We start from the raw sequence: 22,380 nt of genomic DNA, 5'->3' as shown, positions 1-22,380 counted from the left end.
AAATATGTAACGTGATACAGAAACTTCCGCAAAAAAAGAAAGACAAGCTTTTACCCTCGTCTTTCTAGTATATTGCCTTTTTGCTATACTTCAAACTTTTTTTCTTTTCGACTTTTATTAATAAATGAAAAAATGAGGAGTACAACGAGAATAACTGCACATACGCTTGATCCAATCACATTGTTTTTATTAAACATAAACGATACAAAAATAACAAGCAGTGCTGCTGTTGCAAAAAGCGTTGTATAAGGAAACCACTTCAAGGCAAAAAACGGCTTTTCTTTATACCCTTTACGCAACTTTAATTGAGCTAAACAAATGCTTACCCAAATAAGAATAATCGTGAAACCCGGAATAGTCATTAAATAACTAATTACATTATCCGGCGTCTTATACGCTAAAAACACACCCATTAAAATACAAACAGCCGTAATCATCAAACCATTAATCGGGATACCGTTTTTCGAAACTTTCAAGAAGCGCTTTGATGCTTCTCCGCTTTGAGCCATAGCATAGAGCGTACGAGAAGTTGCATACATTCCTGAATTCGCTGCTGATAAAACGGCCGTCAATAAAACGAAGTTCATAATATGAGCCGCACCCGGCAGTCCGGTGATACTAAAAACTTGGACAAATGGACTGTCTTGTCCGGATACAGAATTCCAGGGCATAAGGCCGCAAATAATTAAAATAGGCAAAATATAAAAACCAATCACTCGCCATACTGTGCCTTTGATCACTTTCGGTAAGACGTTTTTCACATCTTTTGTTTCCGTTACGGCCACACCAATTAATTCAGCTCCGCCGTAAGAGAACATTACAATTAAAAAGGCACTCAGCACACCGCTCATGCCGTGAGGGAAAAAGCCTCCATGAGCCGTATAATTTGCCCAAGGGTTTTGCACATCACTTGGAATTACACCGAATAAAATGAAAGCTCCCAAAATGATAAAAGCAGTAAGAGCAATTACTTTAATACCGGCAAACCAAAACTCAATTTCTCCGTAATACTTCACTTGAAATAAATTCATCCCTACAATCAGCACTGCACAGAGAAAGCTTAAGAGCCAAAGAGGTACAGAAGGGAACCAAAACTTCAAAAAGCTTCCCCCCGCTAGCAGTTCAACAACTGTCACGACAATCCAGTTCACCCAGTACAACCACCCTACAATAAAAGAGGTTTGCGTACCGAATGCCTTATGCACTAAATTTTGTACGTTCATATTCGGATAGACAATCGCCATCTCCGCCAATGCTGTCATTACAATAAATAAGATAAGACCACCAAATAAATACGCCAGTACAACACTTGGTCCTGCAATACCTAGCGTATCAGCACTGCCTTTAAAAATGCCTGTCCCAATCATACCGGCAAGCGCAATGAGCTGCACATGGCGAGGCAACAGACCTTTTTTTAAATTTTGATCTTGTTTTTCCATGATGCCCGTCCCTTCTGTTCATTTTACGTGTTAGTTTAACCAAATCACTTCTTGCGCAAAAAACCCTACCGGATATTCAGTAGGGGGTGAACCAACACTGTTTTTCTTCTCTATGATGAATGAAAATGATCTGATTTTACCACTGTTACTTTAGTCATTTTATGCGTTGAATCAATACATTGTCAATGTTATTTATTTTCCAAAAATAAAGTCAAAAGAGTATCTATACCCTTGTGACTTCTAGTCTTCGTGCAATGATGGATAAAGCATAGTTTACAATAAAATACATCATCGCGATGATTAGAAACATCGGCACCACGTAACTTTGTTTCTGGCCGTAAATGATTTGAGCGTTATGCAGCAAATCAGGAAGTGCGATCACTACTGCAAGCGACGTATCTTTCAATAAGGAAATAAATTGACTAACTAAAGGAGGTACCATTCTCCGCAAAGCTTGGGGCAGCACAATGAAACGAAGCGTTTGATAATAGTTTAAACCTGATGATCGCGCCGCTTCGATTTGTCCTTTTTCAATTGATTTTAATCCGCTTCGGATAATCTCTGAAATCATAGCAGATTCAAATACAGTGAGGGCCACAATCGCTGCTGACGTAATTTCCATATCAATTCCGATTTCAGGTAAAGCAAAGTATGTAAAAAAGATGATTAAAAGCAGCGGCAAATTCCGGATAATTTCTACGATAAAAGCGAGTACATGAGACAGAACTGGAATGCGGGCATACCTTAAAATACCTACTATACTTCCAATAAGAAAACTTAATACAATCGAAATGAATGCTACTTTTAAAGTGACCCAAAATCCTTCCATTAAGAAGGAAAGATGATCGGGAGAATAAGCACCCATAAAATTCATCACTTTCACTCCTTTCAGCTTGCTTTACCAAGACGTTTTTCAAGATAACCCACTCCTAAACTCAACGGAATGGTTAGAACTAAATAGAACAAAGCCACAAAAATATACACATCAAACACTACGTACGTTCGAGAGGAAACAAGATCTGCCTGATACATTAAGTCAAAACCAGCAACAATCCCTAACACGGATGAGTTTTTCACTAAATTAATAAATTGATTCCCTAGAGGAGGAATGACGATTTTAATTGCTTGAGGCAATATAATGAATCGCATCGCCTGACCGTACGTAAGGCCGGATGAACGTGCCGCTTCAAGTTGCCCTTTTGGAACCGCCATAATTCCTGCTCGTATAGCTTCGGCGATAAAAGCTGCCGTATAAATAGTTAGTCCCAGCACTCCGGCCGCTGTACCGCTGATTCCCGCCACGATAAAAATAAAAAAAACGATAACCACAAGTGGAATATTACGAATGAACTCTACATAGACCGTACCAATTACATTTACTATTTTGAGAGGGGCTATTCGCATTACCGCAATGATTGTACCAAGTACAAAACTGGCCACTAAAGCAATCAGACTGGCGATAATGGTGTACTTAAAACCTTCTAAATAAAGATCCATATTGTTCGTCAGAATTGAAAAATCCAACAATTTTCTTCCTCCTTTCAACTAAACAAGCAGGATGAGCATAATGCTGCTCATCCTGAGAAAAGAAAACTGTACGCTTATTGTTTGATCCACTTGTCGTGAATTTCATCATATTTTCCAGAGTCTTTTATCTTTTTAAGCGCATCGTTTAATGCATCTACTAGCTCTTTGTTTCCTTTTTTCACAGCAATGCCATAAGGCTCTTCTGTGAACGGCTTTCCTACCAATTCATAAGAAGGATCTTCATCAGCCATTCCATAAAGAATAGCATCATCAGTTGTTAAAGCATCTCCTTGCTTAGATTTTAAAGCTGTAAATGCTTCTGCATAGTTTTCAAACTCTAATACCGTTGTCTCTGGTGCTTTTTCGCGAATATTAATAGCTGAAGTTGATCCTTTAACAGCCAACACTTTAGTACCTTTCTTCAAATCATCAACGCTTTTAATTTTACTGCCTTTTTTCACAAGCAGAGACTGTCCAGCTTGGAAATATACATCCGTAAAGTCTACTTCTTTTTTACGTTCATCTGTAATAGTCATTGTCGCAACAACAGCATCAATATCTCCTTTTTGAAGAAGAGGAACCCTTGTTTTAGACGTAACTTCTTTAAATTCCACCTTGTTTTCATCACCTAAAATCTCTTTAGCCAGCTGCTTAGAAATATCAACATCAAAACCTTCTACTTCACCCGTCTTTGGATTCTTTAAGCCAAACAAACGCGTATCATTTTTAACTCCGATGACGATTTTCCCTCGGTCTTTGATTTCAGTGAGCGCATCTTTTTTAGCTGATGATCCACTCGTTTCTTCACTTTTCCCTCCACAAGCTGCTAACATCATAGCCGCTGCTAATGAAAGCACAGCTGCCTTTAAAAACGTTTTTGATTTCTTCATATTACTCCCCCTATTAAACAATTAATGATTTAAAATACGGCTAAGAAATAAACGTGCCCTTTCTTCTTGCGGGTTTTCGTAAAACTCAGCCGGAGTTGCCTCTTCTAAGATTTTTCCTTGATCCATAAATACAATGCGGTCCGCTACTTCTTTTGCAAACCCCATTTCATGAGTTACAACTACCATGGTCATTCCTTCTTTAGCCAATGTTTTCATGACATCCAGCACTTCTCCAATCATTTCTGGATCAAGAGCAGAGGTAGGCTCATCAAAAAGCATAATTTCTGGTTTCATCGCAAGTCCCCTCGCAATAGCTACACGCTGCTGCTGGCCGCCTGAAAGCTGGGACGGGTAGGCGTTAGCTTTTTCACCGATTCCGACTTTATTTAAATAGTATAGGGCTGTCTTCTTAGCTTCTTCTGACGACTGTCCCAATACTTTCATAGGTGCTAAAGTGATATTTTCTAAAACTGTTTTATGCGGATATAAATAAAAATGCTGAAACACCATACCTATATTGCGGCGCAGTTTATTAATATTTGTTTTTTTATCCGCGACCAATATATTATTTACCGTTAACTGTCCATTAGATATTGTTTCTAAATAATTTATGCAGCGCAGCATCGTACTTTTCCCCGAACCCGAAGGGCCAATTACAACGACTACTTCGCCTTTTTTAATTGTTAAATTGATATCTTTTAATACGTGAAAATCACCGTAATATTTATTCACTCCCTTAAAAACAATCATTTTCTCCCTCCTAATCTGTAAAAGTTTAAATATTTAAAATTTTTAAAATATGTTAAAAATTATATTCTTACCCTTAGAATAAAGTCAATAGTTGACAAATTATCTCTTTTTTGTAATCAAAATGAACTATCTTCAAATAAAATATGCTAGAAAAACAAAAGGTTTTGTCGGTAGCTGCCGATATGTAAGTATACGTTCGCTAGGCTGAAGGTACTTGTATAAGCTTAATCAATAGATTATATTAGTTAACGCGTATCTTTATACGAATTGTCTTTTGTTTTTATGAAACAGTTCTCTACAATCCTACCTCTTACTAACTTCCTATCGGCATTTTTGTTATAGTGATATATAAAAACCTAGTATCTATAAATTAATAAAAAAAGAAAGTACAAGCCTTAAGTCGTGTTAGAGGTTCTGACATAAATATAGCGAAATTATATTACCCCTCAAAAAAACACACGCTTTGTTAGCGTGTGCGGTTTGTTATATTTTCCGGACTCATTTGAAAATGCGGATAGTCTTTAAAACCTTGCCAGTCTCCTCCCCATTCGAACCCTAAATTTTTTGCGATATCTACAACCTCCATCCAATCAGACTGATTGTTATTGTTACCGTCATATTCCATATCCCAAATAACTCGTCCGTCTTTTAACTGAATAGCAAAATCAATAGCTAGTCCATAGTTATGATAAGACTGGCCGCCCTTTGAGTAGGTAACAATATTGCCTTCTTCCGTCCTGCCTTTTGCATAAAGCTTATCTTGTTCTTCTTTTGAACGGAAACCTTCCGTAATGACAATTGAGATTCCTTGGTCACTTGCTTGTTGAACAAGTTTATTTTTCTTTTCTTCTACGACAGGATGCAACTCAGTTGCTCCTGAAAAATCTTCTAGCGTTGGCCCAGGCTTTAACTCATCGCGAAACAAAAATACCAGGCTTACCGCTATCGCAACTATCAAAGCTATTCCCAATTTTTTAAGAATGTTCATCTATATAAAGTCTCCATTCTTTTTTGCTGCTGTTTAGATAAAATCATATCGAATTTCATTTTGTTATCCAATAAAAGAGCCGTAGTGTTCAACACACGTCTATATTTTTTCGTTTTTTATCTATTTTCACCATTTTTTCACTATTGGTGGTTACATTAACAATTGTGGACAGCTCTGTACCACACCCCTATAACTTTTAAGGAGTGACAACAGCATGAAAAAGAAACTATTCGGTTATATCATGGCAAGCGGTTTAACACTAGGAGTTATGGCAGCTGCAAATTCCACGGCATTTGCAGCAAGCAAAAATGAAACAAGCTCTTCAACAGTTGTAGAGCGAACAAATGGCAGTACAACAAATATGGATGATGCAACACAACAAAAAGTTGATGATATTATGAAAAAAGCACAGGAAAAATTACAGAAACTCGGCGTAAACTTGCCTCAGCACAAAGACAGCCCCTTCAGCAATTTAGATGCGGCTACAAAGAAAAAAGCGAAAGCTATTATGGATCAGCTCCGCGACGGCACGCTGACTAAAGAACAAGCGGAAGCCAAATTAAAGGAACTTGGCGTGAACTTGCCTGAACATAAAGGCGGTCCTTTTAACAATTTAGATGCGGCTACAAAGAAAAAAGCGAAGGCTATTATGGATCAGCTTCGCGACGGCACGCTGACTAAGGAACAAGCGGAAGCCAAATTAAAGGAACTTGGCGTGAATTTTCCTGATAAAAAGAAAGATTTTCTAAGCGGGGTAGATGCTGAAACAAAAGCGAAAGCTGAAACCATTTTGGAAAATGCAAAAAAAGAAATTCAAAAGCTTGGCGTTACAATACCGTTTGAAAATCACGAGCACAAAGCTCAATAACTAAAAAAGCTACTTGGCTGTTGAAAGCCAAGTAGCTTTTTTATGATGCAGTTTTCCTTCTCACTAACGTCATGTACACACCTAATGCTAATAAATCACAGACCATAATCACAATGCCCATCGGCAGAGCATTTTGCCCTCCTCCAAGACCAACAAGAGGAGCTACGGCTGCTCCGAGCAAGAACGGAAGCAACCCTAGAAGCGCTGAAGCACTTCCCGCATTCGAAGCTTGATTTTCCATAGCGAGTGAAAAAACGGTTGTGTTCACAATTCCTACGCTCGATACTACAAAGAAAAGCAAGATGCAGACCAAAATAACGGACATGTGAGTAGCAATCACGGCCACTAAAATCACGCTTCCAACGGCTGCTTGAAGCAACCCATACATAAGAAGAGTAGCTTCTTTTATTTTACCCGCTAAACGTCCTGTCACTTGAGTAGCTATAATGAGTCCAAAACCGTTAATAGCAAAAACAAAGCTGAACATCTGCGGAGACAGGCCATAAATATCTTGAAGGACAAATGTAGAACCTGAAATATAAGCAAACATGGCACTCATAATAAAACCTTGCGCCAGCGCATATCCCACAAAGACACCATCTTTTAGCAATACGCCAAATGTACGCAGTACTTCTGTTAATCCGCCTTCTTTACGGCGTTCGAGCGGAAGCGTTTCTTTTAAACCAAATAAAACGGCAAAAAACATTAGTGCACCAATCACTGCTAGCACACCAAATACTCCTCGCCACGACATAATGGTCAGCAGCTGTCCGCCAGCAACCGGAGCCAAAATAGGAGCTAACCCATTTACGAGCATAAGCATAGAAAAAAACTTTGTTAAATCCGAACCTGAAAACAAGTCTCGCACGCTTGCTCTTGAAATAACCATTCCTGCTGCTCCTGCCATACCTTGAATAAATCGCAAAACGATAAAAATCCAAATAGACGGTGCAAACACGCATAAAACAGATGCAACTGCATAGGTGATTAATGCTGCTACAAGCGGCTTTTTCCTTCCGCGAATATCACTGAATGGCCCCATGACCACTTGCCCAAATGCTAAGCCCAATAAGCAAGCTGTCAGACTGACCTGCGCTAAAGAAGCTGAAGTATGCAATTCTTTCGCAAGCGTCGGCAGCGCTGGCAAATACATATCGATTGATAACGGTCCAAATGCGCTCAGTGAACCCAAAATTAAAATAAATAAAATGCGATTTCCTCGGCTTAAAGACATTCCTTGGGAAATACTTTGTTGATTCATCTATTGTTGCCTCTCCCTTCAGCAGTTCTACAATAGTCTCATCTTAAACCCTCCAGCTACTGGATAGTCAAGACGTAATTCGAATTTGAATTTCAGTCAGCCGCTCTTCTTCATGATGAGAAATAAAGGAATCTACAATTCGCCGAATTAAAAAAGGTCCTTCTGCTTTGTATCCTTCCGCTTTAATAAAGTTCAGTAACGCATCGTAATAGACTCCTGTGGTATCTCTCTTTTCTCTCATATAAATAGATGCGTAATCGCCTTCAGGTATTAACGTAACGAGTTCATGCTTAAAAGAAATATCGCTTTCGACCAATAAAAAAATGCCATCGTAATCTGTAAACTGTTGTTTTTTCGTGTTTTCTACCGATAGCATAAACCCTACTTTCCCAATCATAATCGGGGTAATATGACTAATTTTCTTTTTTAAATCACGCAGAACACTTTCAGTCCCGTCTAACGTGCCTACCTCCGCTTTTACTTGAACAACCTCACGAGAAGAAAGGTGTTTGATGAACGGGGCTCCTATTTGGTTAATATGTCTCGTCTGTTCTAATTCCTTCATTCGAGTTGTTAACTGCGCATTCACTCTTTGAAGGTGACGAATTTTTTCTTTTGTTACCTGCTGATATTCCGCTAAAGTTTCAATAAATTCATCCAAGCTGCTGTGCTCCATCTTTCTTTTAATTTCTTTTAACGGAACTCCCATCAGCTTTAAATAGACAATGATATCTAATTTCTTAAATTGTTCTAACGTATAATATCGATAACCGGTTTGTGGATCAACTTCGTAAGGCTCAAATAGACCAATTTCATCATAATAGCGAAGTGTTTTAACCGAAATATCATGCAGTCTAGCCATTTGTCCAATCGTAAATTTGTTTTGCACTATAAGTTCACCTTCTTTATGTAAAGCTGCTTGCGCTTAAAGCAAGCAACACCTTAATTCTCATCATTCATTTAGTTCTTGTACAAGCTCTTCCACAATAAGATGTGCAGGCAGTTCTTTTGCCAGCGTAAATCCAGTTCCTGCCCACAAAGAAGCATACTCTGAATTATTCATTTGTGTAGCTTTTGCTCGAATAGGCTTTGTCATGTAATGAATATGAGGGTAGGCGGATGGTGCTGATTTATCATAGGAAATAAAAAAGGCATTCACAAATCCTCTAGCACGTTTCCCTGTAAAAGCTCGTGTGACACCTGTTTCATTAAAACGCTTTTGAAGAATGCTTTCTTTATGAAGAGCACTCGCTCCGCTTTCTGGACAACAAATAAAAGCCGTACCTAACTGAGCGGCAGAAGCTCCTTCTTGTAACACACGTTTGATGTCAGATCCCGTCATCAACCCTCCCGCAGCAATCAATGGCTTTTTAGTGATTGAGCGAACTTCTTTTAGCAATTTCATAAGCGGGTAATCCACCGAACTCTCTAAAAAAGTAGATCGATGGCCGCCGGCTTCAATTCCTTGCAAACATAGGGCATCCGCTCCTGCTCTCAAAGCCACTTCGGCTTCTTGAGGTGTTGTAATCGTAACGAAAACATGGCTTCCAATTCCTTTTAAACTTGCTACAATCTCTCGATCCGGGCACCCAAATGTAAAGCTCACAGCAGGTACTCGATGTTTTTGAATGATGTCGAGCTTGGCATTCCATTCATCATCATCATTCTTTGGTATACCAACTTGACACTCCAAATATTCAGCTGCTTTTGACAGTTCTTTTTGGTAACAATCAAGTGCATCAACTGCTATTTTTTCATTTGTCGGAACGAACAGATTCACTCCAAAAGTTTTTTTCGTAAGTGAGTGCATCTCTGTAATTTCTTGCTCCAATTCATGCGCACTTTTATATCCCGCAGCTAAAAACCCTAGCCCTCCGCTATTAGATACTGCTGCAGCTAGTTTAGGCGTCGAAACTCCTCCTGCCATGGGAGCTTGTACAATTGGATACTCACATATATTTTTCACACTTATCACCTCAGCCTTTCATGCGTTCTCTCTTCATTCTACTATAATCCCAGAAAAAAAAGCCCTCCAAAAGGGTTTTTCTTCCATATATAGATAGATTATAAATGATGCTAAGGAACGCGCACTACCTGACTATTCCCTCAAAGGTTCACCTAAGCGGATGGCACTAACCCCGCAAGGGGAGTGACATCCGCTTAGGTTTAGAAAGTCAGACCTGATTGTTTTTGGATCAGGTCTGACTTTCTACATCGATTACTTGTAGTGGAGGAACTTTACGCACACAGCTTCTGGAACCGTGACATTAGATTGAAGAAGCGTTAGCTTTCCACTTTCTTGGTCTCTTTCAAACAGTACCAAGTTTCCTGTTTCTTGATTAGAAGCCACAATAAATTGTTCTGTTGGATCCAAAACAAAATCGCGCGGCCAGTCGCCTTCAGTTCCTGTCCATTCTACGAATGTTAACTGTCCAGAATCCTGATCTACTTTGAATGTTGCAATGGAGTTATGTCCGCGGTTTCCTGCATAGACAAAGCGGCCGTCTGAAGAAATGTGGATCGCACTCCCTTGATTATTTTCTGTAAAATCAGCCGGGATCGCTAAAGTAGCTTGTTGTTGAGTAAAGCTTCCTTTGCTTTCGTCATAAGTTAAAAATAAAACTTCAGAACTGAATTCTGTCATTGCATAGGCATAGCGTCCATTTGGATGGAACGTTAAATGTCTAGGGCCCGAACCAACAGATGTAGAAAGACTGTTGACTTCCTTCAATTTATTATCTTCCACTTCATATGTCACGATTTCATCAATACCTAAGTCCACAACGGCCACGTGCTTTTCTCCAGGAGTAAAATCGGCATAGTGTACGTGTGGTTTTCCTTTTTGTCCTTTTTTGAGGTCTGAATGAGGATGTTCCACTACGGATGCTACATATTCAATTTCTCCTGTTTCTTCATTAACAGAATACGTCTCAACGCTCCCTTTATGAAAATTAGCAGATAAAACAAGCGTATTATCTTCATTCACTGAAACGTAGCAAGGAGGCGCACCGTCTAGCAGCTGTCTGTTTACAAATTTTAATTGCCCTGTGTTTGGATCAATCTTAAAAGCAGCTACTCCGCCTTTTTCTCCTTCTTTAATAACTGTATAAAGATGTTTGTTGTCTTTGCTTGCATTTAAGTATGTAGGATTTTCAATTTTAGCCACGGCTTTTACTTCTACAATCTTTTTAGCCTTCGTATCTAACGTAAATGTATAGACACCTTCACTGCCTGCTTTTGTATATGTACCTGCAAACCCAATAAATTTTCCATGTTCACTCATTTTCCTATACCCCTCCTAAAGAATTGTTTTGTTTCATTTATTTTACTATATCATATCGCATTTGTTATAGAGAATGCTCCAATTCAACGTTCATTTATCAGTTTTCCCTACATGCCTATCGTCAAACCCTTCCTTTTAAAGCCTGCATCTTGCATTTTCCTACCATTGGGCGTTATGATTAAGGATGATTTTATATCGCCCAATAGCAGACGGTTCCTGTATTTCTTAGATTTTCAAATAAAGAAGAATGAACTGATGAATAGTCGACTTCCATCGCTATAACCGCTGCTCAACTTTTTTCGTAAAGTTACATCAAAAAAGGAGTGAACAACAATGATCACATTAAAAAGTGAACGCGAAATTAATTTAATGCACGAAGCAGGTAAATTATTAGCTTCTTGTCATAAAGAAATCGCTAAAATGATCAAACCAGGCGTAACAACAATGCAAATTGATAAATTTGTTGAAGAGTACTTAGCAAAGCACGGAGCAACGCCGGAACAAAAAGGATACAAAGGATATCAATATGCAACGTGCGCTTCTTTAAATGATGAAATTTGCCACGGTTTTCCAACAACTAAACCGTTAAAAGACGGGGATATTGTAACCATTGATATGGTTGTAAATTTAAACGGAGGCTTAGCAGATTCCGCATGGACTCATACCGTTGGAGAGATTTCAGACGAAGCGCAGCGTCTAGTAGATGTTACATACGAAGCGCTTTTAAAAGGAATCGAGCAGGCACAGCCAGGAAATCGCACAGGTGACATTGGCCACGCTATTCAAAGCTATGTAGAAGGCGAAAAATTCTCTGTGGTACGCGACTTCACAGGACACGGAATTGGAAATACCATGCACGAAGCGCCTACAATTCTTCACTATGGAAAAGCTGGCAAAGGTACACGTTTAAAAGAAGGTATGGTTATTACAATTGAGCCAATGGTAAACGCTGGTACATGGCATTCTAAAATGGATAAAAACGGTTGGACTGCTCGTACAACAGATGGTAAATTATCCGCTCAATTTGAACATACGCTTGCGATTACGAAAAACGGTCCTCTTATTTTAACGGCACATTAAGAAAACAGCCCTTTTGAGGCTGTTTTCTTAATGTAGAGGAAGTTTAATAACAAAAACTGTGCCGCGGGAAGAAGTAGATAATAATTTAATCTGTCCTCTGTGGCTTTCTAGAATACGCTGAGCAATTGGCAGACCAAGACCTGTTCCGCTATCTTTTGAAGTGGAAAACGGCTGGTACAGCGACTGCTGCATATGCAAAGGAATTCCTTTTCCATTATCCTCAATATACAGACAATAATTATCATCATGAACCTGTGAATAGATTGTAATGACTCCTTCACCATCCATGGCTTCCATACTGTTTCGAATTAAATTATGAAGAACTTGTTTGATTTGTTTTTCATCTACCTTTAGTATATGCGGCTGCAGTTTCACATCAAAGATAAGCTTATCTTTTTCTGTAAATTTACTTGAGTGAGTAATCAAAGGCAATAGCTCGTTAATAATATCCTGCATGCTGACTTTTTTCATCACCGGAGTCCCTGGTTTTGATAACAACAGCATTTCTTCGATGATGTAATTAATCCTCTCTAGCTCTTTCATAAGCAGAGGCAGGTAAAAACGCTTTTTCTCCTCATCAGAAAGAGACTGATTCATAAGAGATATAAATCCATGAATCACGGCAAGAGGATTACGAATCTCATGAGCAGCTCCGGCTGCCACTTCTCCAACCAGGGCAAGTTTTTCAGACTGATGCATTCGCTTTTCTAATTCTTCGGTATCCGATATATCAATAAAATAAAAAATTCTTCCGATGCTCTCGTTCTTCTCATTAAACAGCTGCGTTTGAGAGACTAAAAAGCAATAGCACGTATCTTTCGTGCCAAATAACACTTTTTTATTTTCGTGAATTTCTCCCGAATTCAACATGCTCCAAAATTCAGTATTATATTCAGGACATTCTTCCATATACCCGCAAATATCCTTTTCGTCGAGATCTAAAAACTGCTTTGCTGAGGTATTGGCAAATATACTATTTGTCTCATCTTCCATTGTGATAATTCCAACAGGCAGTGAATTTAAAATCTGCTGGCGATACGCTTTATCTTTAATGATTTTCCAAAATGAATCTTCTAAACTAACCGACATTTGATTGATAGAAGCCGAAAGCTGCTTCAGCTCAATTTGCTTTGTGTCTTGAAGAACAAGACCGTATTCTCCGTCTGCAATGTCATTCACTTTTTCAATCATTTGTTCAATTGGTTTCGTAAGGCTCGCACTCATGCGATAAGAAACATAAAGAGAAGCCACAATAGCACTTACGGTTAAAATTAATAGTAAAAATAATGAATCTTTAATAATGACAGACAGTGTATCTGATAGTGTATCAAGTGAATCAACCGTCTCTTCTTTTGAACTATTAATATCTTTTTTTATCTGGTGCAGATCCGGCAAATAATTTCTCTTAAGATACTCTTTTGCTCCCTCTATATCTCCGTACTTCAACAGTCCCTGCACGTTATTAGAAATCTTAAAATCAAGCAGCTCAATTTTTTCCTTCAGTGGAATCAACGATTTTGGCACAGGCTGCTTATACTTTTCATTGTCTTCAATAACTCTTGTATCATATGATTGATATTCTTCTATCAAAGAGACAGTGGGGTTCTTTAGATTATTTTTCACAATGTATTCTTTTATGTTCAGCTGCTCTTCCCAATAAGAAAGCCACACCATTTGAGGAACATCTTCATCTTTAATTTCGTTGCTTACATGATTCATTTTATCAATGGCATGCACTAAAACTAAAGAGAACCCGCTTAACATAAATGTAATCAAAAGAAGAATCGTTAATATTTGGCTACGGAATGACATGTTGCGAAATAATTGATTCATAATCATCTCTTTCTTTTTCATAGTTACTTCGGCTGTGTAGACATTCTAACTTTCGAATATAAAATTTGTTTTTCCCGTTTACTGTACATCGGTCCAAAAGGCGCTAGTTTATAAACACCATCCCTAGCGTCAAGCTTGACTTCTCCAGATGGAAGACCTTTTTTACTGAAATAGTCTTTCATAATCACGTTGTAAGCTTGAGGAACATCGTTGATCACGCTGGTTAAAATAACAGACCTACCCATGTACGCCTGATCATCTAAATACCCTATTACGTACATTCCTTGTGTTTTTGCGTCTTGAATAACTTCTTGATTATACGAATTTCCTTTAGCATAGACGATATCAACACCTTGATCTTTTAACTCACGGAGCAGCTTTACTGCTTTTGCTCCATCGTCTCGGCTGTTTACACCTCGATAATAAAAAGCAATCGATGAATCATACGCTTTGATTCCTTGTTCAAATCCTGGATTTTTTTCTTTTGCAAATGTATCGAGTAATCCAATTTTTTTCGTTTTTGTCTTCATGGCAGCTGCCATGCCTGCCAGGTGCTCTATTTTTGTTTGATCAAATGTATATACAGTTTGGTTTTTATACATTGAAGTACCGTGAATGGTAACGAAATGAACATGAGGATACTTAGGAGCTAGTTCTGTAAAAACGGTAGAAAATTCTCTTCCATGTCCAATTACGACTTTTGTTCCATTTTGAATAACTTTTTCAGCAGCTTCCTTCATTTTTTGGTTCGTATTTACTTCGCTAATAACTTGAGCCGAAACAGGATACTGCTGCTCAATGTTGATTTTTCCTTTATAAGCTAGACTGCCCCAGCTTTGATCCGTCAGTACATCAGAGGTGAGAATTGCAACGCTTGTGTTTTCTACTTTTTTTGTCGTTTGCTGACTTATAATCCCATGTGTTTTCGAAATAATAATAATTAAAAACGAAGCGACAACAATCAGGGCAAGCAATAAAATCAGCCTTAACTGTCTTGATCGTTGCATAGACCTTCTCCTTTTTGTTTAACATACTTTCATTATATAAAAAAAGCATCTAAAAAGACTACATCTTTAACGAAATTCCAACTTTTTTCGACATTTCTTTCATATCTTACCTTTTTTAACACTTTCACTCCAAAAGAAAAAAGCAGAAAACATCTGTTTTCTGCTTCTGCCTTCAATCTTCATCTTTTACGTCCATATCTTCAGGGATAGGCTCATTTAAGTATTCTTCAATTTGTTTTTTGTATTTTTCCATTTGCTCTAAATGGGTGTTAAACTGCTCTTTATTTAATAAGTAGTTTTCACCATCAAATATAGCTCGTACTTTTCCTTCTTGAATCAATTTCTGCACATATTCTTCAGGAAAAGATAGATACTCTGCTGCTTCTTTTATCGTTAAATACATCCTGCTCCACCTTTTATACGTTGTAGTGTACTTCTTCTGTAGCTTTAACCATTAACTCATACTGACGCAAGCGAAGCTGGAATAATGTTAACGGATCATAGTAAGCTTCAGGATTGGCTTTCATATGACTTAACACGTCTTGATTTTCATTAATATGCGCCTGTGTTTCTTCAATCGTTTCTTTTAAAACCTCTTTTGGCTTTTCAAAGAATAGTTCAATATCAACTTCTAAATTTTTCTCAAATAAATTAAATTGCATAAAAAACTTTGCCAGCATTGATTCCGTGATATCTTGATAGTCTTGACTTTCAATGTATTTTTTATATTGATTATAAAGCAGCGTTTGGTTTTGAAGAATGGAAGAAAACAGTTTTCCTGCTCCTTTTAACAAGAGCTGCGTTGGATTAACGCGAAGTAAAATATTTTCCTCATCCAGCTGAACCCGATTAGCCATACGATTAACGTCGCGGCGCCAGTCGTCCAGCACTTTAAAATCGCAGGCTAACGTTAATTTTTGCTCATTGTACATCTTATTTAATGACTCTGCTACTTCTTCAATATCTACTTGACTCGCAATCAGCTCTTCATTTGATGTAGCAATCCAGTCCTTTAAAGAAATGCGGAACTTGGGCAGGACATCTTGCTGCAAGTGCTCTTCCACGCGCATATTCATTTGTTTATTCAGCTCAATATGAACCGTACTAAAATCACTGTCTTCCTTCACTAATTCTGAAGACTTTTTGAGTAAACGAGGAATTTTATTTTTTAGCTTTTTGCTAATATCCTCTTTGATGCCGTGATAAGCCGAAACAATACTGCTTGCTTTTTCTTGTTCTAAGTCATCCACTCGATGCAAGAAGCCATTTAATCGTACAAGCATATCTTCGTTCCATTTAATACTTTCGATCAAATGATTTTCTGTTTGATTTCTCTTCTCCACTAAGCTCTTTAGCATGTTTTGAATGAAGAACAACAGTCTGCGCGCACGCTCTTCTACTCCAACGTCGTTTGGATCGTAATAGAAATTAGCTTTAATAAACTGAGCCAAGTCTCCGTGGTGCTGACTCGATACGTAGTGAGGCGTATAGGCTAATACATGCGCCTGCGGGAAATCAGCTCCAATGCTTGCTTCAAATTCTTTTGTAATTCGCTCAATCGTTGCTTGATTATAAAGACTGTCCATATTATTGATGACAAAATGAACTGGCGTATTTGGCGCATGCTCTTTGATCTCCAGCAATAATTCTCTTTCTTCATCAAGCAGCGATTCTTTTGCATCAAGCACAAACAGTAAACCATCTGCTAAAGGAGCATATTTAAATGCATCCTGCTCACGTGCCTCTTGTTCTGTAAAGCTTGGCGTAACAATGCATGAACAATTATGCTTCTCAAGGAACACAAAAGGTTGTTTCACTTCTACAAGCGCCTGGTGAGGAGATTGCTCCGCTCCGTCAATCGTTTCCATCGGAATGATTTCTTGATCAGCGATTTGCTGGATAGATTCTTCCTCATCATGAATGAACACAAAGGTTGTTTCGTGATTTTGCGGTACCTTTTCTTCCGTAATCGATCCCACAAATGAAGACGTTGCAGCATTTGTTCCTGTAATTAATAAGTGTGTCGTATGAGCATCTAATAAAAAATCTACCCACCATTTAAAAGTGTGCCCCACTTCTAAACCATTTTCATTAGCCCATTTAATAATGCCATGGCAAAGCTTATAGTGATATTCAAGACCATCAATGTCGTTACGCGCCTCAAAAATTAATCTGCCTGCATTTTCGATTGTAATGGTATCGATAGTTGACGGAAACTTTTCATTCCATGAAAGCACGGCCGCAGACGGAAATAACGCACGTGACTTATTGGTAATTTTAAGCCAGTTTGTTAATACGTTCGGAATGACTTCATGCAATTCCTTTACAGAATGATCACTTTCCATCAAGTCGGTATACGTCTCTTGATAAAGAGTTGAAATCTCTTGCCAATAATCATAGAGGCCCACTTCAATATTCAAGAAAATATCATTGATGGTTTTAATCCAAGCAAGATAAGGAGGCTGACTCTTATATTGTTTCCATAAAGCTGAGACAAGCTGTTTGAAATACACTTGATCCACTTTGTAAAATGCAATCATCACTTGATAAAAATAGTTAGGGATAAAGTTTGCTGTATATCCTTTATCTACGTAAGTCTTTAATACCGCAAACCAATTCAACGATTCTGTCCGAATACACTCATCTACCGCAAGCTCCACTGCGCTGTTAAAGTCTTCTTGCTCTTCATAAAATCTGCGTGCAATCGCCGTGACGTTTGGATAATCTGGCTGAGAAGCAACCAGCTCGTTAATGACTTCATAAGCTCGTTCAATATTGTTATGATCCGTATAAAGTGAAAACAGCTTTAGCGCTATTTCAGCTTTTAATACTTTTGAATCCGTTTCGATGGATAGGTAAAGCTCTTCAGCGAGCGTAGACAACCCCAATTCATAATGTGCGTCGGCTGTATTTTTCTTCGCCCACAGCTTAAACTCGCCATTTACATTCTCCCACTTAAAAATCGCGGATTCAAAATCTTGGTTATGGAAGTACACTTCTCCCTGCGCTAAGCGAATGAGCGATAAGTCGTACCACTCTTTTTGCTGCTCTTCGTAATAAGCTTGTCCAAGGACTTTTACAGGCGGCTGATTTTCATTTTCTTGCATAAACGTTTCGTAATATTTCTTTTTCGTTAACTGATATTCTACCGTCATATAGTCTCTCCTTTTTGATGTCAATATTTTATGTACTCTATCAAATTCCCTTTTTTATACTTTTCATACACGATATTTTCTTACTCATATTTTACGCAAAAAAAGCCTCAAGAACTACTCTTAAGGCTTTTTTTATAACTTTTATACTATAAAAATGGCTATTTATCATAAATCCGCGCTGAAATAACAAATATATTAATAAGCATCCCGTCGAAACAGCCCCATTACTTCTACCGTTTCCGTAATATTTACGAAAGCTTCGGGATCCACCGATTGAATTAACTGCTTGAGGTTTGCAAGCTCATAGCGCGAAATCACCGTCATTAATATTTTACGGTCTTCTCTTGAATAAGCTCCTTCACCGTTCATTAACGTCACGCCGCGCACTAAATTGGTAAGAAGCTGCTGCTTCATTTCTTCGCCTTTTCTCGTAATAATGGTTAAGGTAAGCTTAATATGGCGAGTATGAATCGCATCCACTACTTTTCCTGTGACGAAAATCGAAAGCATCGTATATAAAGCCGCGTCCCAATTCACAAAGAAACCTGAAACAAATACAACCACGGCATTCATCGCTGATAATATAGCGCCAAGAGGAAATTCTTTTTTATGCGTAAGAAGCATCGCAATAATATCAAATCCACCTGTCGAAGCTGACTGACGAAAAACAAACCCTACGCCAATTCCAGTTAAAACTCCCCCAAAAACAGCTGACAGAATAGGATCTGTACTAACAGCTCTCAAGGGAATCACGTATAAAGCAATTGATAAAGCCACAACGGACAGCAGCGTATGTAAGACAAACCGCTTTCCTAACTTCATAAAACCAATAATTAAAAGGGGTAAATTCAACAAAAAATTCATTGTTCCCGTGCTTGCAGGCGTTAAAATTCCTATAATCATAGCAATACCGCTAATACCGCTGCTTAGCACTTTATGGGGGATTAAAAACCAATTGTATGCAAATCCAATTAACACAGAACCTGCTATAATAGCAATTGCTCTATACATGATGTCCCTTCACCTCTTACCACAAATATAATGTTTTCATTTATTGCTTCTTTATTATAATTCCTAAAATATTGAAAACCTTAAAAAAAGTATATTCAGAAATTTGCTGTGTTGGTGGGGTGGACAAATGTAAAAAAGCGAAAGAAAAAACCTTAGCGGTGTCCTCTTTCGCTTTAAATTCAAATAGGTTGATTTTTCATGTAGCAAATTTCCCATTTATCTTTCTATACTAATTTTCTCGTTATCAAAATCAGCTTGTTGATATTCTTCTTCAAATACCATAAACCAATACCCCGTCTGATCCTGAGCACATATAGCTTTTCTTGCTTCACTCATACCTTTTGGAGTAAAGCTGCACGCATAAATTCTTTCTGAATTAATCTCAGCATCATAATATCGATAAATCATTAAAGCATTAGACTTTTGAATGGAATTTTTTGAAGAATCATTCATTTAAATATTTTATCCTTTCAAAAGACTCTACGAACTGAATTCCTATTACATTATGAGGAATATATTCTTCTTTCGTTTGTGAAAATAACTTTTGAATGGTATCGACATCTTTTTCCCAAACATTTTCCCGTTCTAAATGTAAGGCCAAATATAAAAAGTATTCGTCATCAAATCGAGCATCCCATTTCCACCAAGATAAATCCATTGGTCTAGAACGACCTTTCAAGCAATCGAACTTAGAGTCTTCAATAAAGGCGTCAAAGCCTAATAACTCCCCTAAATGAGCAAAATAATCAATTACTCATTTTGTGAACATGGATCGATTATGTAAACTTGACAAGTTCATTCTTCGATAGCTCCGTACATAACCGTTAAAGAATGACATTAAATTAAAGTATTGCTTTTCCATGATGGTTTCTCCTCTTTTTTACTTAAGAAGAGACAGCATCCTAAAGTGAAAGCTGCCCCTAATCAACAAACATATTCAGATTATTTAACTGTAATGGAATCTAGCGTTACTTTTGTTACGGTCTTTTTAGCTCCAGGATGAACTTTTCCAGACCATTCAACTTTGAGAGTATGTTTTCCTGCTTTTAATCCTTTTTTGTTAAACACTGTAGCTTTATACTGTGGCTTATCAGCGTACAAATCAACCCAATAAGCGGTGCCGTCTAGCGTTACTTTTGCTTGTCCTTGGGTATTATCCTTAAGCGTATTTAAAGATGCTTCAGTTCCATTAAATACAAACTGCATGCTAGCATTTGCTTCATTTACAGCTTTGTATGATCCTCCTGATGAACTGCTGTTTGACACTTTACTCCAGTTTCCTGTATAAGCCAAATTTGTACTAGTATCTTCGTATACCCCAGCAGTTGCTCCGTACTTCACATCTACTTTATAGCTTCCGCTTCCTTTATAAGCGTATACATCTAAATAATAAGTACCATCAGCTGACGCTACAAACGTTAAAGTTTCACTTGAAGTATTCAACTTTTCTGAATAAGCTACGATACCATCGCTAGAGTTTACAGTTTTTGCATTTTGATTATACAAATACAAATCAAAATCTGTCCCTGCAGCTCCTGATAACGACACTGTAAACTTTTCGCCTTTTGTTAACTTTACTGAATATACATCATCTTTATCTGTGGAGGCGTTCAACGTAGAGCTTATGCTATTTCCATTTAAAGACACTCCAGGTATTTCTCCATCTATATCAGCTGATACCGCTAATCCAGCGTTAACTAGACCGCCGCTTGCAACTTTTCCTGTCAAAGATGACAGTTTTGTAGTACTTTTCATCAATGTATCTTTTAGTTGTGCAGAACTGAAAGATGGATTTGCTGCTAAAACCAATGATGCTACACCCGTTACATGTGGAGCTGCCATCGATGTGCCGTCTCCATAAGCGTAACTATTTTCAGGAATGGTGCTCAAAACAGAGACACCTGGTGCAGCTACATCTACATTTTTACTACCGTAATTAGAAAAATCGCCCAGGTTACCTTGATTATCAATTGCTGCTACAGAAACAATATTAGGTAAATCATAAGCAGCTGGATAAGCAGGATAAGAGTCAATATTGTCACCATCATTTCCAGCCGCAGCTATAAAAGTAGAATTGGAACTTTTAATCACATCATATAAAGCCTGTGAGTATTCTCCGCCACCCCAAGAATTGTTAGACACTTTAACACCTTTGGATTTTGCATAGTTGATTGCGGCAATAGCACCATCTGTACTACCTCCATCAGGGCCAATAAATTTTAATGACATAATTTTGACATTTGGTGCTACACCAATTACCCCCGTAGAATTTTCTTTAGCCCCAATCGTTCCTGCTACGTGAGTACCGTGAGCATCATATTCTTCATCATAATAAACTTCATCATCATCATAATAAAAGTCCCAGCCATTTACATCATCTATATAGCCGTTACGATCATTATCTATCCCGTCACCTGCTATCTCTCCAGGATTTTTCCAAATATTATCCTTCAAATCCGGGTGATAAATATCTACACCGGTATCAATTACAGCTACCGTAGTGCTAGCGCTTCCTTTTGTTTTCACCCAAGCGCTTTCAGCGTTTATATCAATACCTTTTTTCCCTGCCACTCCATCTATATACTGACCTGTATTTTTTAATCCCCACATATATTGATAATATGGCTCTGAAACAGCGGCTGGTTTATAAATATAGTTAGGTTCAGCATATTCCACAGCGCTGGAAGCATTTAAGGCTTTTAAGATTTCTTTCATAGTTGATACATTCGTATCAAACTTTAACGTTTGAATTCCCAGTTTTTTATCTAACGTTTTATTTAACTTTAACCCTTTTACCTTTATTTTATCTCCTAAACTACTAAGAGACTTATTCGTTTTAAACTTAACAATAATTTCGTCTTTTATGTATCCTCTTTTTGCATCCGCTTCAGTTATCTTTCCTCTTCTAGTTTCCTTTTTAGAGCTACCGCTAAATAAATTCTTTTCTTTTTTCTTCACTTTACTAGCAGGAATTTGGATAGTAGGATTCAACTGTTGCGTAGCCTTTTTTACATTAGAATTAGTACTTGACTCTGCATAACTTGACTCCGCGCCTAGCGTTAATCCAGATACTAATAAACTTACTCCCAATAAAGCACTTAAAGACTTTTTCATATAGGTCCCCCTTATCAATATTGCAAAAATAATACTACAGACCTATAATATCAGAATTTTAAGAAAATATAACTATTTAATTTTAGACATTTTGCGACAAAAGAACTATAAAATTATTTACTTATACTTTTTATTTATAAGGAAAATAAAAGATCGCTATCATTTCATTGATAG

Annotated in this window: 20 protein-coding genes; 2 read left to right on the top strand and 18 right to left on the bottom strand. The window is 37.7% G+C overall.

The genetic code is table 11. The features are described from left to right. Positions 1 to 83 precede the first annotated feature (83 nt). The 6 genes from OK414_RS01365 to OK414_RS01340 all read right to left on the bottom strand — a co-directional run bounded on the left by OK414_RS01365 (position 84) and on the right by OK414_RS01340 (position 5,594). Positions 84 to 1,439 carry an amino acid permease gene (locus tag OK414_RS01365; protein ID WP_013055076.1) on the bottom strand — a complete coding sequence of 452 codons (1,356 nt, stop codon included), beginning with the start codon at positions 1,437 to 1,439 and terminating at the stop codon, positions 84 to 86. A gap of 223 nt (positions 1,440 to 1,662) precedes the next feature. After that, the gene (locus OK414_RS01360) at positions 1,663 to 2,313 is read right to left on the bottom strand and encodes an amino acid ABC transporter permease (RefSeq protein WP_263045951.1); all 651 of its coding nucleotides are present in this window, start codon (positions 2,311 to 2,313) and stop codon (positions 1,663 to 1,665) included. Between the two features lie 14 nt (positions 2,314 to 2,327). Continuing rightward, positions 2,328 to 2,966 carry an amino acid ABC transporter permease gene (locus tag OK414_RS01355; RefSeq protein WP_034654709.1) on the bottom strand — a complete coding sequence of 213 codons (639 nt, stop codon included), beginning with the start codon at positions 2,964 to 2,966 and terminating at the stop codon, positions 2,328 to 2,330. A gap of 74 nt (positions 2,967 to 3,040) precedes the next feature. Further along, entirely contained in the window at positions 3,041 to 3,856 is an 816-nt protein-coding gene (locus tag OK414_RS01350; protein ID WP_013055073.1) for a transporter substrate-binding domain-containing protein, read from the bottom strand. Between the two features lie 21 nt (positions 3,857 to 3,877). Then, positions 3,878 to 4,606 (bottom strand): amino acid ABC transporter ATP-binding protein, encoded by a 729-nt coding sequence (locus tag OK414_RS01345; RefSeq protein WP_034654705.1) that lies wholly within the window; start codon positions 4,604 to 4,606, stop codon positions 3,878 to 3,880. Between the two features lie 466 nt (positions 4,607 to 5,072). Then, positions 5,073 to 5,594, bottom strand: coding sequence for a M15 family metallopeptidase (locus tag OK414_RS01340; RefSeq protein WP_034654703.1), 522 nt, complete (start codon positions 5,592 to 5,594; stop codon positions 5,073 to 5,075). A gap of 214 nt (positions 5,595 to 5,808) precedes the next feature. On the opposite strand from OK414_RS01340, the gene OK414_RS01335 reads away from it, so the two are divergent. After that, positions 5,809 to 6,462, top strand: a complete 654-nt coding sequence (locus tag OK414_RS01335) for a hypothetical protein (RefSeq protein WP_034654701.1) — start codon at positions 5,809 to 5,811, stop codon at positions 6,460 to 6,462. 40 nt (positions 6,463 to 6,502) lie between these two features. On the opposite strand, the gene OK414_RS01330 is transcribed toward OK414_RS01335, so the two are convergent. From OK414_RS01330 to OK414_RS01315, 4 genes are all read right to left on the bottom strand, one after another. Beyond that, positions 6,503 to 7,723, bottom strand: a complete 1,221-nt coding sequence (locus tag OK414_RS01330) for a multidrug effflux MFS transporter (protein ID WP_034654699.1) — start codon at positions 7,721 to 7,723, stop codon at positions 6,503 to 6,505. Between the two features lie 67 nt (positions 7,724 to 7,790). After that, a complete protein-coding gene (locus OK414_RS01325; protein ID WP_026106487.1) occupies positions 7,791 to 8,612 on the bottom strand; it encodes a MerR family transcriptional regulator in 822 nt (273 codons plus the stop codon). A 63-nt stretch (positions 8,613 to 8,675) separates the two neighbouring features. Next, positions 8,676 to 9,689, bottom strand: coding sequence for a nitronate monooxygenase (locus tag OK414_RS01320; RefSeq protein ID WP_263045950.1), 1,014 nt, complete (start codon positions 9,687 to 9,689; stop codon positions 8,676 to 8,678). Positions 9,690 to 9,941: 252 nt separating this feature from the next. Then, positions 9,942 to 11,006, bottom strand: coding sequence for a lactonase family protein (locus tag OK414_RS01315; protein WP_013081462.1), 1,065 nt, complete (start codon positions 11,004 to 11,006; stop codon positions 9,942 to 9,944). 333 nt (positions 11,007 to 11,339) lie between these two features. Here OK414_RS01315 and map point away from each other — a divergent pair, with 333 nt between their 5' ends. After that, positions 11,340 to 12,086, top strand: a complete 747-nt coding sequence (map, locus tag OK414_RS01310) for a type I methionyl aminopeptidase (protein WP_034654693.1) — start codon at positions 11,340 to 11,342, stop codon at positions 12,084 to 12,086. A 27-nt stretch (positions 12,087 to 12,113) separates the two neighbouring features. Here the strand turns inward: map and OK414_RS01305 are convergent, their stop codons facing one another. The 8 genes from OK414_RS01305 to OK414_RS01270 all read right to left on the bottom strand — a co-directional run bounded on the left by OK414_RS01305 (position 12,114) and on the right by OK414_RS01270 (position 22,206). Beyond that, complete coding sequence (locus OK414_RS01305; protein ID WP_034654692.1) at positions 12,114 to 13,919, bottom strand: ATP-binding protein; 1,806 nt, start codon at positions 13,917 to 13,919, stop codon at positions 12,114 to 12,116. A gap of 23 nt (positions 13,920 to 13,942) precedes the next feature. After that, positions 13,943 to 14,926, bottom strand: coding sequence for a BMP family ABC transporter substrate-binding protein (locus OK414_RS01300; protein ID WP_263045949.1), 984 nt, complete (start codon positions 14,924 to 14,926; stop codon positions 13,943 to 13,945). 172 nt (positions 14,927 to 15,098) lie between these two features. Continuing rightward, positions 15,099 to 15,329, bottom strand: a complete 231-nt coding sequence (locus OK414_RS01295; protein WP_013055062.1) for a helix-turn-helix domain-containing protein — start codon at positions 15,327 to 15,329, stop codon at positions 15,099 to 15,101. A 13-nt stretch (positions 15,330 to 15,342) separates the two neighbouring features. Then, complete coding sequence (locus tag OK414_RS01290; RefSeq protein ID WP_016762786.1) at positions 15,343 to 18,081, bottom strand: GTPase domain-containing protein; 2,739 nt, start codon at positions 18,079 to 18,081, stop codon at positions 15,343 to 15,345. A gap of 195 nt (positions 18,082 to 18,276) precedes the next feature. After that, positions 18,277 to 19,092, bottom strand: coding sequence for a YitT family protein (locus OK414_RS01285; RefSeq protein ID WP_013055060.1), 816 nt, complete (start codon positions 19,090 to 19,092; stop codon positions 18,277 to 18,279). Positions 19,093 to 19,308: 216 nt separating this feature from the next. Beyond that, positions 19,309 to 19,545 carry a hypothetical protein gene (locus tag OK414_RS01280; RefSeq protein WP_252342967.1) on the bottom strand — a complete coding sequence of 79 codons (237 nt, stop codon included), beginning with the start codon at positions 19,543 to 19,545 and terminating at the stop codon, positions 19,309 to 19,311. Then, the gene (locus OK414_RS01275; protein WP_252342966.1) at positions 19,538 to 19,750 is read right to left on the bottom strand and encodes a hypothetical protein; all 213 of its coding nucleotides are present in this window, start codon (positions 19,748 to 19,750) and stop codon (positions 19,538 to 19,540) included. The genes OK414_RS01280 and OK414_RS01275 overlap by 8 nt, the downstream gene beginning before the upstream one ends. Positions 19,751 to 20,034: 284 nt before the next feature. Continuing rightward, entirely contained in the window at positions 20,035 to 22,206 is a 2,172-nt protein-coding gene (locus tag OK414_RS01270; RefSeq protein ID WP_263045948.1) for a S8 family serine peptidase, read from the bottom strand. Between the last annotated feature and the right edge of the window lie 174 nt (positions 22,207 to 22,380).

Source organism: Priestia sp. JV24 (genome assembly GCF_025910025.1).
Taxonomy (GTDB): domain Bacteria; phylum Bacillota; class Bacilli; order Bacillales; family Bacillaceae_H; genus Priestia; species Priestia megaterium.
The sequence above is the reverse complement of the archived record's forward strand: the minus strand, read 5'-3'. Positions and strand labels throughout refer to the sequence as shown.

What these genes read in the sequence shown, in the direction of transcription:
- OK414_RS01365 (WP_013055076.1), bottom strand. Translation starts at nt 1,439, where the DNA reads ATGGAAAAACAAGATCAAAATTTAAAAAAAGGTCTGTTGCCTCGCCAT.
- OK414_RS01360 (WP_263045951.1), bottom strand. Translation starts at nt 2,313, where the DNA reads ATGAATTTTATGGGTGCTTATTCTCCCGATCATCTTTCCTTCTTAATG.
- OK414_RS01350 (WP_013055073.1), bottom strand. Translation starts at nt 3,856, where the DNA reads ATGAAGAAATCAAAAACGTTTTTAAAGGCAGCTGTGCTTTCATTAGCA.
- OK414_RS01345 (WP_034654705.1), bottom strand. Translation starts at nt 4,606, where the DNA reads ATGATTGTTTTTAAGGGAGTGAATAAATATTACGGTGATTTTCACGTA.
- OK414_RS01340 (WP_034654703.1), bottom strand. Translation starts at nt 5,594, where the DNA reads ATGAACATTCTTAAAAAATTGGGAATAGCTTTGATAGTTGCGATAGCG.
- OK414_RS01335 (WP_034654701.1), top strand. Translation starts at nt 5,809, where the DNA reads ATGAAAAAGAAACTATTCGGTTATATCATGGCAAGCGGTTTAACACTA.
- OK414_RS01330 (WP_034654699.1), bottom strand. Translation starts at nt 7,723, where the DNA reads ATGAATCAACAAAGTATTTCCCAAGGAATGTCTTTAAGCCGAGGAAAT.
- OK414_RS01315 (WP_013081462.1), bottom strand. Translation starts at nt 11,006, where the DNA reads ATGAGTGAACATGGAAAATTTATTGGGTTTGCAGGTACATATACAAAA.
- map (WP_034654693.1), top strand. Translation starts at nt 11,340, where the DNA reads ATGATCACATTAAAAAGTGAACGCGAAATTAATTTAATGCACGAAGCA.
- OK414_RS01305 (WP_034654692.1), bottom strand. Translation starts at nt 13,919, where the DNA reads ATGAATCAATTATTTCGCAACATGTCATTCCGTAGCCAAATATTAACG.
- OK414_RS01300 (WP_263045949.1), bottom strand. Translation starts at nt 14,926, where the DNA reads ATGCAACGATCAAGACAGTTAAGGCTGATTTTATTGCTTGCCCTGATT.
- OK414_RS01295 (WP_013055062.1), bottom strand. Translation starts at nt 15,329, where the DNA reads ATGTATTTAACGATAAAAGAAGCAGCAGAGTATCTATCTTTTCCTGAA.
- OK414_RS01290 (WP_016762786.1), bottom strand. Translation starts at nt 18,081, where the DNA reads ATGACGGTAGAATATCAGTTAACGAAAAAGAAATATTACGAAACGTTT.
- OK414_RS01285 (WP_013055060.1), bottom strand. Translation starts at nt 19,092, where the DNA reads ATGTATAGAGCAATTGCTATTATAGCAGGTTCTGTGTTAATTGGATTT.
- OK414_RS01280 (WP_252342967.1), bottom strand. Translation starts at nt 19,545, where the DNA reads ATGAATGATTCTTCAAAAAATTCCATTCAAAAGTCTAATGCTTTAATG.
- OK414_RS01275 (WP_252342966.1), bottom strand. Translation starts at nt 19,750, where the DNA reads ATGGATTTATCTTGGTGGAAATGGGATGCTCGATTTGATGACGAATAC.
- OK414_RS01270 (WP_263045948.1), bottom strand. Translation starts at nt 22,206, where the DNA reads ATGAAAAAGTCTTTAAGTGCTTTATTGGGAGTAAGTTTATTAGTATCT.